The following is a 12,570-nucleotide window of genomic DNA, read 5'->3' as shown; positions in this document are numbered from 1 at the left end:
TTGCATACATCAGCCAGTTCACGTCCTATCCCTTGCTCCGGCCCGCATATCGGAGGATCAGCACGATAACCGCGGATACCACACACAAAGACAAAGTATTCGTAATCAAAAAAGCCAATCCCGCTCCAGTCAACGTCAGGTTAACCGCATAGGCTTCCATAAGGGCTATTCCGAGCAGCATCAGCAGATAGGATTTCAGACTTAGATCGGCAACGGACTTTGTTTTTAAGATACGGGCAATTTGCGGAATCCAGCCCAATGACAGAATCATACCGCCCAACAGCTGCATCACTGAAAATAACATGCATACACCCCGCGTTCTTTTCTATTGTAGTATGCATGCAGCCTGTCTGAAGTTCACGGGAACGCAGCGGGAAAACAAAAAAAACCTGCCTCCTTAAGGGATAAGGGGCAGGCTGATTATAGGTAATCCTCAAGACTGGCTTAGGGTTGCTGCTGCGGCTTCAGCCTCAGCATATCCTCCAGCAGCTCTTTAACCTCCGTACGGGGAAAAGCTTCAAAAAGCACCTCGTTCACCGTCACCTGTGCACGGTCCAGCTTTTCTTGTCCGATCGGGGTTAGAGAGGTGTAGATGCTCCTGCGGTCGTCATCGCAGGTCGTCCGCTGCAGCGCTCCGCAGCCCTTCGCTTCAAAGCGGCTGACCAGTCTGGACACGGCACTCTGGCTGAGCCCGACCATCGACTCCAGCTGCTGCAGGCGCAGCTTTTTCTCCGGCGCTTCGGACAGGAAGTACATCAGATAGAATTCGTTGAGCGACCATCCGAAGGTCTCCTGCAATTTCGCTTCCAGTTCACCCGCGACCTTCATTTGTATATAAGTTAAGCTTAACCAACTGGTGATCAGCCCGCCTTCAAGGGGATTTTTCATCTAAACCATTCCTCTCCCGGATGTATGCCAAAGGATGACTAATAAATTTTGTCTATTATAACACCCCGGGCCCCGTTTTGTATAAGAAACGGCTTTAGAACTTTACCTTACCGGTGTAAGTCTTATCTCCGGGAACGGGGGAAGCCAAGCTCATACTGCTTCGGCAGACCCGCGTCTTTGCCCAGCTGTACACCGGCTTCCAGCGTCCAGTACGGGTTTCTCAGCATGCCCCGGCCGACAGCAACCAGATCTGCCTCATCGTTGCCGATAACGGCGTTAGCCAGCACAGCCTCATCCAAGCGTCCGACAGCGATCACCGGAACATTCAGCTCCTGCTTAAACGCACGGGCAAGCGGAATCTGATAGGCAGCGTGAGTTCCCGGTTTGCCTTCAGCAGCAATAGCACCTTCACCGCCGGCACTGACATGGAAAATATCAGCTCCGGCTTCCTTATAGGCTCTGCCGATCTCCAGACTCTCGCGGATGCCATAGCCGCCTTCCACATATTCCTGTGCGGAAATACGCATAATTAGAGGCATTCCCTCCGGCATTACTTTTTTGGCCGCCTGGATAACTTCTCTGCCGAAGAGCGTCAGGTCCTTTCCATATTCATCTGTCCGTTTATTGGTCAAAGGGGAATGGAACTGGTGGATCAGATAGCCGTGTGCTCCATGCAGCTCAATGACATCGAAGCCGGCCTGAACGGCCCGCTCGACGCCAGCCTGGAATTTCTGAACCATAGCCTTTACTTCTTCAGTGGTCAGCTCACGCGGAGTTTTGTACTCGGCACTAAAAGGAATGGCAGAAGGGGCCACCGGCAGCTGGGCATCCTCGGCTTTACGTCCGGCGTGGGCAATCTGGATGCCTACCTTGGCGCCATACGAGTGGCAGGCCTCAACGATTCTAGCCAGGGCTGGAATGTGCTCATCCGACCAGATGCCAAGATCATAATCGGTAATCCGGCCATCCGGATCGACATCGGTCATTTCCATAATAATGAGTCCTGTACCGCCGACCGCGCGGCTTACATAGTGATTGTAGTGCCAATCCGTGGCGATGCCATCCTTATCGGTAACGGAGTATTGGCACATGGGGGGCATAACGACACGGTTCTTCAGCTTCAAATTTTGCAGCGCATAGGGGGTGAATAGGTCCTTCATCATGATTAATCTCTCCTCCAAAATAATAAATGTATGCTCATGCATGTAATATAAGCGCTTTGTGGCGGGATGTCAACCAGTTTCCTCGACAGCTTGAATGTGATTATAATATTTCCGGCTTACAAAACTGTAAGGTGGTTGTAAGTTTCAGAAATGGCAGCTGCAGTTTACAGTTTTATATAATAAAAGCAATCCAGGCGAACGAAGGAGCGGAAGCATTTGCCCATATTAGACGTCCACAATTTATCCAAAATATATGAAGGCAAGGTTTCGATTCACGCCCTGAACCATATCCGCTTTGCTGTGGAGCAAGGGGAATTCGTGGGCATCATGGGACCCTCGGGCAGCGGCAAAACGACACTGCTCAACGTGATCGCCACCATCGATGAACCGACCTCAGGCGAAGTTATGATCAATGGCCGGGACCCGAGGGGGCTGGGGCGCAAGGACAGGGCACTGTTCCGCCGTAAAGAGCTGGGGTTTGTCTTCCAGCACTTCAACCTGCTGGACACATTAACCGTGGAGGAGAATGTTGTGCTGCCGCTGACGCTTGCCGGGTTCACCGTGCAGGAAATGGAGTATCGGCTTGGGGAGGTAGCGGACCGGCTTGGCATCCGTGCTCTTTTGGATAAGCGGACCAACGAAATTTCCGGCGGACAGATGCAGCGGGTGGCCATCGCCCGGGCAATGATCCACCGGCCTTCGCTGATTTTGGCGGATGAGCCTACAGGAAGCCTAGATTCGAAGGCCGCCGGCGAAGTCATGAACCTGCTTGCAGAAGTGAACGGCACCGAAGGGACGACAGTGCTTATGGTCACACATGACGCTGTAGCTGCGAGCTTTTGTCACCGGGTAATTTTCATCAAAGACGGGCGCTTTCACAGCGAGATGTACCGGGGCAGCAGCAGGGCAGCCTTCTTCCAGAACATCATCGACATGCTGTCGCTGCTGGGAGGCGGGGGACATGACCTTCCGGCAGTTCGCTTATAGGAATGTAGCACGGAACAAACGGAAATATGCCGCATATTTCGTCAGCAGCGCTTTTTCGGTCATGGTCTTTTTTCTCTGTGCGCTGTTTATCTACCATCCGGCAATTTCGCGGGATATGATTCTCGGAACTGCAGCGGATACGATGATGGCGGCCGAGGGGATCATTTATGTCTTTTGCTCCCTGTTCGTCCTTGTGTCGGTTGGCTCCTTCCTGCAATCGCGCAAGCTGGAATTCGGCATTCTGCTGATGCACGGCATGACCAAGCGGCAGCTGAAGCTGATGGTTTTTCTGGAAAATATGATGATCGGCGGTTCAGCCATCCTCACCGGCACGCTGCTGGGGCTGCTGCTGGGCAAGCTGTTCCTGATGATCGGGTCCGGCTTTCTGGGCATCGAACCTCTGGAATTCCACCTGTCCTGGCAGGCGCCGGTGCTGACGATCTGCAGCTTTGTCCTGCTGTTCATGCTGATCTCCCTGCTGACCTTTGCCTTCATCGGCAATGAATCGCCACGCGGCTTGTTCCGGGGCGGGGGCAGAGGGGAAGCAGAGCCGGAGGTATCGGGCGGACTTGCGCTATTAGCGGGTCTGCTGCTGCTGGCCGGCTATGGTCTAGCTGCTGTAACAACAGCCGCTACCATAGAGATCATGATGTTCCCGGTGGTGCTGATAACTATCTGCGGCACTTATCTTTTTTACACACAGCTCAGCCTGTATATTGTGGGGATGCTGCGGAAGCTCCGCCGCTTCTACTGGAAGCATACGCACATCCTGACATTCGCGGGACTGTCGTACCGCTGGAAGGACAATGGGCGGATGTTTTTTATGGTCACCATTGTATCTGCGGTCTCCTTCACCTCAGTCGGGGTGTTCGCCTCAATCCACACCTTGTCACGGGAGCTGAAGCTGGATTATCCTGCGGCTGTCGGTTATGTAGCTAAGGGAGGCGGGTACGCTTCCTCGGAAAAGCGGGACCTGCAGGGGATTACCGCAGCGCTGGAACGGCTGGGCCTGCCTTACGAAACCCTGCGGATTCCGCTCAAATACGCGGCTATTGTCTCACAGACCGGTCCTGACCATACGAAACAGCTCCCGCTGATGTCATACAGCAATTACAAGCTTGCCCTGCGGCATGCAGGCTTCAGCTCAGATGAGCCGCCGCTTGCGGGGAACCAAGGACTGGTGATGATTGGTTCCCAGCGTGACCGCAGCCTGACCGCAGCGCGGTTCAAGGCAACCTACACGCTTAAGCAGGGAACCCGGATTCAGGAGATTGGCTATACGCAGCATGTGCCCATTGCCGAATACCTGCTTCCGGAGCTGGACGGCAGAGGCGGCGGGGACTTCAGCGGACTGGTGGTCAGCGACAGCCTGTACAGCGGAATTGTCCCCGTGCACCAGGACTGGTATACCGGTTTTTATATGGAGGATTTTCCCCGGACGGCAGGGATAGCCCCGGAGCTGGCCGCCACAGGCAAAGTGCCCTATGAAGCGAAGTCTTCTTATGCTGTCGTAATCAGCGGCACATTGTTCGAAATTCAACGCACGCTGTACAGCACGATGCTGTTCGCTTCGCTGCTGGTCGGGACAGTGTTCTTCATTGCTGCGGGCAGCTTTCTCTATTTCCGTCTTTATGTGGATCTGGATCATGACCGTCTGCAGTATTCAACCCTGTCCAAAATGGGCCTGACCGACCGGGAGCTGGACCGCATTGCCACGCTGCAGCTGGCACTTATGTTTTTTGTTCCGGTGCTGCTGGCGGTTCTGCACAGCCTGTTTGCTTTTATTGCGCTGCAGCGGATGTTCTATCTATCCATCGCGGCCGAGACCGGAGCTGTACTGACCGGTTATCTGGCTGCCCAGACCCTGTACTTCTTCTTCATCCGCAGCCGCTATTTGCGCAACCTCAAGAAAAATCTTATCTAGACGGAGGGACTCGAATGAAAACATGGATTACAGATATCATGGAGCAGTTCGGATATGCCGGAATTTTTCTGATGCTGGCTTTGGAGAATATTTTCCCGCCGATACCATCGGAGGTCATCCTGCCGTTCGGCGGATTTATGACCACGACTTCCGGGCTCACCATTCCCGGTGTGCTGATCGCCTCAACGGCAGGTTCGCTGCTGGGTGCAGCCATCCTGTACTGGATTGGCCGGCTGCTGGAGGTCAGCAGAATGGAGCGGATCGTCGACCGCTATGGCAAATGGATCCGGATCAAAAAAAGCGATATCCGCAAAGCGGATGCCTGGTTTGATAAATACGGCTACTGGACCGTGCTGTTCTGCCGGATGGTGCCGCTGGTGCGCAGCCTGATCTCAATTCCGGCAGGCATGTCGGGAATGAAGTTCGGACTCTTCATGCTGTTTACGACGATCGGCACGCTGGGCTGGAATACGCTTCTGATCCTTCTGGGGGCGGCACTCGGCGAGTCGTGGGAGGATATTGGAGGTTATATCGGCACGTATTCCAGTATTGTATATATTCTGCTTGCCGGAGGAATCCTCGTGCTGGGCCTGCTGTACCTTCGCAAACGTCATACCGAAGGCAAAGCCCGCGGCTAGCAGACACGGGGCAAGTTAATGCTTCCGAAGGGAGTTTTGTCCGCAGCGATTTCATAGATCCACACTTTTAGGAGGAGAATTCATGGAACTGTTAACGATTATTAAAGCTATCATTCTCGGAATTGTAGAAGGGTTGACCGAATTTGCTCCGGTATCCTCCACCGGCCATATGATTATTGTCGATGATATGTGGCTGAAATCGCAGGAATTTCTCGGAAAATACGCCGCGAACACGTTCAAGGTAGTGATCCAGCTGGGTTCAATTCTGGCCGTGGTGGTGATCTTCCGCAACCGGTTCATCGATCTGCTGGGCCTGAAGCGCTTCAGCCGCAAGGAGCTGACAGCGGTGCCGGAGGGCCAGCCCGCAGTGGAAACTACGGGCCGGCTGAAGCTGGCGCAGGTCATTGTAGGACTCATTCCTGCCGGAGTGCTGGGATTTCTGTTCGAGGATTATATTGATGAGCACTTATTCTCGACATCTACGGTGCTGATCGGCCTGGTTGTTGGAGCTATTCTGATGATCTGTGCGGACCTGCTTGCCCCCAAAAAGATCAAAACAGAGAGTGTTGATCAAATTACATATAGACAGGCGCTATCGGTAGGACTGATCCAGTGCTTGTCGCTCTGGCCGGGCTTCTCGCGGTCCGGATCAACGATCTCCGGCGGCGTTCTGCTGGGCATGAGCCACCGGGCCGCTGCCGATTTCACCTTTATCATGGCGGTACCGATCATGGCCGGAGCCAGCCTGATTTCACTGCTGAAGAACTGGCAGTATTTCACGCTGGATGACTTGCCGTTCTTCATTGCCGGGTTCATCAGCGCCTTTCTGTTCGCGCTGCTGTCCATGCGCTTCTTCCTGAAGCTGATCAACCGGATCAAGCTGATGCCGTTCGCCATCTACCGGATTATTCTGGCTGCGGTGGTTTACTTCGTATGGTTCTATATAAGTTGAACTAAAGATTAGAAAACTATGGTAAGGATTTCGTTGCAACATGTCGAAGTAATATAGACAACGACTTCAGACAGGCAGGGGAATGTAATGGACCATACAGCATCCTTTCAAGAGATCCAAACCGCGATGAAGCAAGCCAAAAAACGTCGGATGTACGAACGATACCAGACCCTGTATTTGTATCTACAAGGAACAGAAATTGAGGAAATTGCCCATACCATCGATCGAAGTGCAAAAACCGTAAAAGGTTACATTGGGGCGTATGAAACCGGAGGGCTTTCAGGCCTTCAAATGAATCATTCTCCAGGAGCGCCTGTTCGATTAACCAAAGAACAACAAGAAAAGCTGAAACAGACCATTGTGGGTTCGGTTCCGCATGATGTTGGCTTTACGGCGCGGCACAACTGGACACTGGAGATCATTGCAGCCTTGATCAAACGGGAATTTGGAGTCACGTATTCGCTTCGGGGTATCTCCAAAATGATGCAGCGACAGGGGCTAAGCTACACCAAGCCAACGTATACCTTGGCCGCAGCGGACGAAGAAAAACAAAGATTTTTTACAGAAACCACGTTTCCCAACTTAAAAAAAGATATATGAAGGACGAAATTCACCATTTGCTATTCGAAGATGAATCCATGATTCGAGATTATCAAGCCATTCAGAAAACGTGGTTTCTCCGCGGTAAGCAACGGATCATTCCAACCACAGGTAAACATCGCGGCGTCAAACTGCTGGCAACCGTTGATTATGGAACAGGCAAAATCGTATGGCAGGAAGATGAACAGTATACCGCAGAAACCTTTTTGAGTTTTTTGAAAAAAGTCATCGATGAATACCCAACAGGTAAAATCGTGATGGTCTTGGACAATGCGCGAATCCACCATGCGGAGCTACTAACCCCGTTCCTGACGGAGATGAAAGAACGACTTGAGCTGGTGTTCCTACCTCCCTATAGCCCTCAATTCAATGCAGTCGAAGGCTTGTGGAAATGGCTTAAATCGGACGTGATTAACAACGTCTTCTACCACACGGTCACTGAAATTCGAACCAACGTACAGCAATTCATGGAGGAGATTATGAAAGTGCCTTTGACCATCATCGACCGACTCTGTGTCAGGTTCTAGTCAGTCGTTTCTTTAGTTCAAACTATATAGAATAGAAAAGAGCAAAAAAAGGCGGCACCCTCATCGCAGGGTGCCGCCTTTTTTGTATAAGTCTGTAACGGGGTCCCCGCAAAGTAGCTGAATCAGCATCCATGCAAAGGCAGCACTTTGCGGGGGGGATTTTGGTGCGGGTATCTGTCCAGGTTGAAAAGCATTTTCCTGCCGTTTTCTGTTTTGCTATAGCCAATGTGTATAACGCCGAGACGCCGGAATCTGTTGCGGATGGCGAAAGGGGTACAGTATGATGGCATCAGATTAAGGGCTGAAGTACAGCACACTTTGGATTGGATCGAACAAAAAGGGATAGATGAGGAGCAGAATATCATGACAAACAAGATTACAACCAGCAATCTGGGGTACCCGAGAATCGGTAAAAACCGCGAGTGGAAAAAAACGCTGGAGGCCTACTGGTCCGGCAAAATAGATGAGCAGGATTTCCTTGCCCAAATGGCCGGAATTCAGCTTCAGCATCTGCAGTCGCAGCAAAAGGCCGGCATTGATCTAATTCCGGTGAATGATTTTACCTTCTACGATCATGTGCTGGACACCGCTGTAATGTTCGGCATTATTCCACAGCGGTATGCTTATAACGGCGGGGCCGTTCCGCTCGATCTGTATTTCGCCATGGCCCGCGGCAACGCATCCGCCCCGGCCTGCGAGATGACCAAATGGTTCAACACCAACTACCACTACATTGTGCCGGAAATCGGCAGCCTTACCCCGCAGCTTACAGAGAACAAACCGCTGGCCGCCTACCGCTTCGCCAAAACGCAGGCCGGCATTGAAGGCAAGCCGGTTATAGTCGGGCTTTATACCTTCCTGAAGCTGTCTAAGGGATTCCCGGCAGCGGAAATCGGAGAAGTTGCCGAGCGGTTCCTGCCGGTTTATATTCAGCTGCTGCAGGAGCTGGAGCAGGAAGGTGTTGCCTGGGTGCAGATCGATGAACCGGCGGTTGTTACCGGGCTGACTCCAGAAGAGATTGCACTGCTGAAGACCATATATGGCGCGATCTCCGCTGCGGTGCCCGGGCTGAAGCTGATCCTGCAGACATACTTTGAAGCGGCTGAACCGCTGGAAGCGTTGCTGGAGCTGCCGGTACAGGCCATTGGCCTCGACTTCGTCCACGATGGCGGCGTCAACCTGGAAGCGATTGAGCGCCTTGGCTGGCCGGCCGGTAAGCTGCTGGGTGCGGGCATTATCGACGGGCGCAGCATCTGGCGCGCCGACCCTGATGCCAAGCTCGGCCTGATCCAGAAGCTGGCGGCACATGTCCCGCTGGACCGGCTGATTCTCCAGCCGTCCTCAAGTCTGCTGCACGTGCCGGTAACCGTGCAGAGCGAAGGCAAGCTGAAGCCTGCCGTGAAGCAGGCGCTGGCCTTCGCTGACGAGAAGCTGGCAGAGCTTGGGCTGCTCGCCGCAGCTGCCGGCGGCGGGAACAGTAACGCTGCGGCCCAGCTTGCGGAGAGCCGTGAAGCGCTGGCCGCGTTCCGCGCCCTTCCTGAACGCGGGCGCCAGGATGTAGCGGAGCAGGTCCGCCGGCTGGACGCGCTTCCGGACAGCCGCAGCCTGCCTTTTGCAGAGCGCGTGAAGCTGCAGCAGGCGAAGTGGAAGCTGCCGCTGCTGCCAACGACAACGATCGGCAGCTTTCCGCAGACGGCAGAGGTGCGGCAGGCGCGTCTTAAATGGCGCAAAGGCGTATGGAATGAAGAGCGCTATGACACGTTCGTCCGCCGCCAAATCGCGGAGGCGATTACCCTTCAGGAGGAGCTGGGCCTGGATGTGCTGGTCCACGGGGAGTTCGAGCGGACAGATATGGTCGAGTTCTTCGGCGAGAAGCTGGCCGGTTATCTGTTCACCCAGAATGGCTGGGTGCAGTCCTACGGCTCCCGCTGTGTGAAGCCTCCGGTGATCTATGCGGATGTCGCTTTTATTCAGCCCATGACCGTCAAGGAGAGCGTCTATGCCCAGTCGCTGACGAGGCTTCCGGTAAAAGGGATGCTGACCGGACCGGTAACGATTCTGAACTGGTCATTTGTCCGCGATGATCTCAGCCGGGAAGAGGTCGCCAAGCAAATAGCCCTTGCCCTCCGCCATGAAGTGCAGGCGCTGGAGGATGCGGGCATTGAGATGATCCAGGTGGATGAGCCGGCGATCCGGGAAGGGCTGCCGCTGAAGGCGGAGGACCATGCGCATTACCTCAATTGGGCAGTGCGGTCCTTCCGGGTAGCTACCAATCATGTGAAGGATACTACGCAGGTCCATACCCATATGTGCTACAGCGAGTTCAACGATATGATCGGAGCCATTTCGGCCATGGACGCTGATGTCATCTCTATTGAAACCTCGCGCAGCCATGGGGAGCTAATCGCCGCTTTTGAAGAGGATGACTATGATAAAGGCATTGGTCTGGGCGTCTATGATATTCACAGCCCCCGTGTCCCGGAGGTCGAGGAGATGACTCACAATATTGAGCGCGCCCTGCGTGTGCTGGATGCCGGACAATTCTGGATTAACCCGGACTGCGGATTGAAGACACGGGGCTGGGAGGAGACGGAAGCGGCGCTGCGCAACATGGTGCTGGCGGCGGCAAATGTGCGGAAGAATAACGCTTGATAATCATTCTCAATCTTGCTAGAATGGGAATAAGCAAGAAGGGACCGTGGAGGGTCCCTTCCAACCTTGACTTATTTTCTTTCAAAGGTTTTGCAGTCTGTTTCCTCAGCATTTGAAGGCTGTTTTGAGCTGTGGTAAGCAACAAAGATAGATTCGGCATTGCATTTGTTTTCCTCCGCCCAGTAGGTGCAGGAATTCACTGCGCATTGTACGTCTTTTGCCATGAGGGTTTCACCTCCCCTTGTTGTGGAATGGCAGCAGCCGAATTGAAGCCTGATCTGGCCGGCAAGGTGGAGCTTGTCCGGGCAGAACCTAACCCTTATTCCTTGCGGATATAGGGTTTTTTGGTGTTTTTCGTCTTCACAGACACCTTCATTTTAGCAAATAAGGCAAACGCCCGCAAACGGGGGAACTGGCACTGCCGGACTGGAAAAATTACCGCTTGACTGCAACCTTCCAGCTTTTGGAACGTCAAAGAGTATAACGCGGAGAGCCTAGAGATAAAGAGCTTACTGCGTCAGCAATCTGCACAAAAGAAGCGGAGTTTCCACTACACTTTTGGAGGAATGAGGATGCAAAAAAGGGGTCTGCATTATCTGTATTATCTATTGGGGTTACTGATGTTTGCTGTGGTTGTGGCAGGGTGCGGGTCTGGAGGAAACAACGATGCTGCGGGGAATTCGCTTATGAAGGCGGATACGGCCAGTACGGAGGCAAGCGTAGACGGCGGTGCGGCGCAGAATGCATCAGCAGACGTTGCAGAGCAGTCTATGGCCTCTAAAGCTGAGGCGCCTGCCGCTGAAGGGACCAAGGCCGGGGGCGGAAATTCAGCAGTCGGCAGCACGGACGCAGCACAGACGTCAAAGGGAACGGCTGGTTTTACAGGAAGCGACGTTGTGGCAGGACTGAACAAAAAACTGATCTATCACGCCAATCTCACCATGGAAGTGAAGGATTACGCTGCGGCGCAGACAGAGGTCCGGAATATGGTGACCCTTGCAAATGGCTATATTATTGAATTTTCGGAGAGCACATCCGGTTATGAGCGGGGCGGAACATTTATTCTTAAGGTGCCGGCGTCCGGGTTTTCTTCCTTTCTGAGCAGCCTGGAAAAAATCAAAAACGAAAAGCTTCAGCGTCAGATTCAGGGTCAGGATGTTTCAGAGGAATATGTGGATTTGGAGTCGCGCCTCAAAGCCAAGCAGCTGATGGAGAGCCAATACATCGAGTTTATGAAAAAGGCAACCAAATCCGCCGACCTTGTAGCGTTTGCCAACCAGCTCGGCGCCATCCAGGAAGAGATTGAGACGATCAAGGGCAGAATGCGCTATATTGACCAGAATGTCTCTTTTTCAACGGTTGAGCTTCGCTTGTATCAGACCGATGAAAGCTTGAATATTACAAAAGCCAAAGAGCAAGGCCCGCTGATGAACCGGGCTTCGGAGGCGCTTCAGGGCAGTCTGCATGCGCTGTCCGTAATGTTTCAGTGGATCATCATATTCCTGGCGGCAGCATTCCCGGTATTGATTATAGCTGCCATAGTGGTGTTGATTGTGCTCTGGTTCCGCAGAAAAGCCAAGCCGCGGGATCGCGGAAGGGCAGATCGTATGCAGATGGCCAACAGGGAGCTGAAGCAGCCGCTGCCGCTGCCGCAAAAGCCGGATGAACAGCCTGCTCAGGTTGAAGGAGAGCTTGAGGATAGGAAGCCGGAATAACTTTTGTGCAGAACTCCCGCAGTTAGTTTGTACGTCTGCACCGCCTCCCGGATAAGCTAGTTGGAATTAGTACACTTAAATTTGCGCAAACAGCTTACTGAAGAGGGATTAGTGGGAAAAAGTAGAGTTAATCCAGGCAAATTCGGCGATAAGGCCGGGTATCGGCCCAATTAGTGGTCCTTTTTCCAACTAACGCTTACGGGGAAGCGGGGTGACGGGCAATTAAGTTTACTTTTTCCACTTGAACTTGCCGCAGGGTCAAAGAAAGGGGGGGGCGGGCGGCCTTGGGGGCACCGGGAAGAGGCTAATCTTAAAATCAAAACCGGCTGCACTGTCCACTTTTGGACGGCGTAGCCGGTTTGTTCTTGAATAGGAAATTTTGAGTTTTCCTGTTGTGGATAAGGGGTGTAAAAGAGATGGGGCTTTTAGTTTGGTTCGTCTAAAGAACAAATGTGGGCCTGAACATCGTTTTGCCCCGAAACAACGGCAAAAATGCCGTTGTTAAAGCACCGCGAAGGCTGGTT

At 53.1% G+C, this 12,570-nt stretch carries 11 protein-coding genes; 7 read left to right on the top strand and 4 right to left on the bottom strand.

Features of this window, described 5'->3' with window-relative positions; all coding sequences use genetic code 11:
- Positions 1–25 precede the first annotated feature (25 nt).
- From PRIO_RS23435 to PRIO_RS23425, 3 genes are all read right to left on the bottom strand, one after another.
- Positions 26–289, bottom strand: coding sequence for a PQ-loop domain-containing transporter (locus PRIO_RS23435; RefSeq protein WP_231869967.1), 264 nt, complete (start codon positions 287–289; stop codon positions 26–28).
- Positions 290–444: 155 nt separating this feature from the next.
- Positions 445–888, bottom strand: a complete 444-nt coding sequence (locus tag PRIO_RS23430; RefSeq protein ID WP_020426537.1) for a MarR family winged helix-turn-helix transcriptional regulator — start codon at positions 886–888, stop codon at positions 445–447.
- A 122-nt stretch (positions 889–1,010) separates the two neighbouring features.
- Positions 1,011–2,048 (bottom strand): NADH:flavin oxidoreductase/NADH oxidase, encoded by a 1,038-nt coding sequence (locus tag PRIO_RS23425; RefSeq protein WP_039785928.1) that lies wholly within the window; start codon positions 2,046–2,048, stop codon positions 1,011–1,013.
- A gap of 219 nt (positions 2,049–2,267) precedes the next feature.
- Between PRIO_RS23425 and PRIO_RS23420 the strand changes: the two genes are divergently transcribed.
- The 6 genes from PRIO_RS23420 to metE all read left to right on the top strand — a co-directional run bounded on the left by PRIO_RS23420 (position 2,268) and on the right by metE (position 10,331).
- On the top strand, positions 2,268–3,038 hold the full coding sequence (locus tag PRIO_RS23420; protein WP_020426535.1) for an ABC transporter ATP-binding protein: 771 nt from the start codon (positions 2,268–2,270) through the stop codon (positions 3,036–3,038).
- The gene (locus tag PRIO_RS23415) at positions 3,013–4,962 is read left to right on the top strand and encodes an ABC transporter permease (protein WP_020426534.1); all 1,950 of its coding nucleotides are present in this window, start codon (positions 3,013–3,015) and stop codon (positions 4,960–4,962) included. Before PRIO_RS23420 ends, PRIO_RS23415 begins: the two co-directional genes overlap by 26 nt.
- A 14-nt stretch (positions 4,963–4,976) precedes the next feature.
- A complete protein-coding gene (locus PRIO_RS23410) occupies positions 4,977–5,600 on the top strand; it encodes a DedA family protein (protein WP_020426533.1) in 624 nt (207 codons plus the stop codon).
- Positions 5,601–5,682: 82 nt separating this feature from the next.
- Positions 5,683–6,552, top strand: a complete 870-nt coding sequence (locus PRIO_RS23405; RefSeq protein WP_020426532.1) for an undecaprenyl-diphosphate phosphatase — start codon at positions 5,683–5,685, stop codon at positions 6,550–6,552.
- 87 nt (positions 6,553–6,639) lie between these two features.
- Positions 6,640–7,679, top strand: a protein-coding gene (locus tag PRIO_RS35035) for an IS630 family transposase (RefSeq protein ID WP_197545359.1) whose coding sequence is annotated in 2 segments (ribosomal slippage) — positions 6,640–7,143 and positions 7,146–7,679 — 1,038 coding nt in all. Because the reading frame shifts where the segments join, the coding sequence is not laid out codon by codon here.
- A 363-nt stretch (positions 7,680–8,042) separates the two neighbouring features.
- Positions 8,043–10,331 (top strand): 5-methyltetrahydropteroyltriglutamate--homocysteine S-methyltransferase, encoded by a 2,289-nt coding sequence (gene metE / locus PRIO_RS23390; RefSeq protein ID WP_046504930.1) that lies wholly within the window; start codon positions 8,043–8,045, stop codon positions 10,329–10,331.
- Positions 10,332–10,402: 71 nt separating this feature from the next.
- On the opposite strand, the gene PRIO_RS35030 is transcribed toward metE, so the two are convergent.
- Complete coding sequence (locus tag PRIO_RS35030) at positions 10,403–10,555, bottom strand: DUF1540 domain-containing protein (RefSeq protein ID WP_020429143.1); 153 nt, start codon at positions 10,553–10,555, stop codon at positions 10,403–10,405.
- Positions 10,556–10,903: 348 nt separating this feature from the next.
- Between PRIO_RS35030 and PRIO_RS23385 the strand changes: the two genes are divergently transcribed.
- Positions 10,904–12,046, top strand: coding sequence for a DUF4349 domain-containing protein (locus PRIO_RS23385; RefSeq protein WP_046504927.1), 1,143 nt, complete (start codon positions 10,904–10,906; stop codon positions 12,044–12,046).
- Positions 12,047–12,570: the final 524 nt, after the last annotated feature.

It is taken from the genome of Paenibacillus riograndensis SBR5, assembly GCF_000981585.1.
In the GTDB taxonomy this organism is placed as follows: domain Bacteria; phylum Bacillota; class Bacilli; order Paenibacillales; family Paenibacillaceae; genus Paenibacillus_AQ; species Paenibacillus_AQ riograndensis.
This window is presented reverse-complemented; position numbering and strand designations above follow the sequence as displayed.

What these genes read in the sequence shown, in the direction of transcription:
- PRIO_RS23435 (WP_231869967.1), bottom strand. Translation starts at nt 289, where the DNA reads ATGCAGCTGTTGGGCGGTATGATTCTGTCATTGGGCTGGATTCCGCAA.
- PRIO_RS23430 (WP_020426537.1), bottom strand. Translation starts at nt 888, where the DNA reads ATGAAAAATCCCCTTGAAGGCGGGCTGATCACCAGTTGGTTAAGCTTA.
- PRIO_RS23425 (WP_039785928.1), bottom strand. Translation starts at nt 2,048, where the DNA reads ATGAAGGACCTATTCACCCCCTATGCGCTGCAAAATTTGAAGCTGAAG.
- PRIO_RS23415 (WP_020426534.1), top strand. Translation starts at nt 3,013, where the DNA reads ATGACCTTCCGGCAGTTCGCTTATAGGAATGTAGCACGGAACAAACGG.
- PRIO_RS23410 (WP_020426533.1), top strand. Translation starts at nt 4,977, where the DNA reads ATGAAAACATGGATTACAGATATCATGGAGCAGTTCGGATATGCCGGA.
- PRIO_RS23405 (WP_020426532.1), top strand. Translation starts at nt 5,683, where the DNA reads ATGGAACTGTTAACGATTATTAAAGCTATCATTCTCGGAATTGTAGAA.
- metE (WP_046504930.1), top strand. Translation starts at nt 8,043, where the DNA reads ATGACAAACAAGATTACAACCAGCAATCTGGGGTACCCGAGAATCGGT.
- PRIO_RS35030 (WP_020429143.1), bottom strand. Translation starts at nt 10,555, where the DNA reads ATGGCAAAAGACGTACAATGCGCAGTGAATTCCTGCACCTACTGGGCG.
- PRIO_RS23385 (WP_046504927.1), top strand. Translation starts at nt 10,904, where the DNA reads ATGCAAAAAAGGGGTCTGCATTATCTGTATTATCTATTGGGGTTACTG.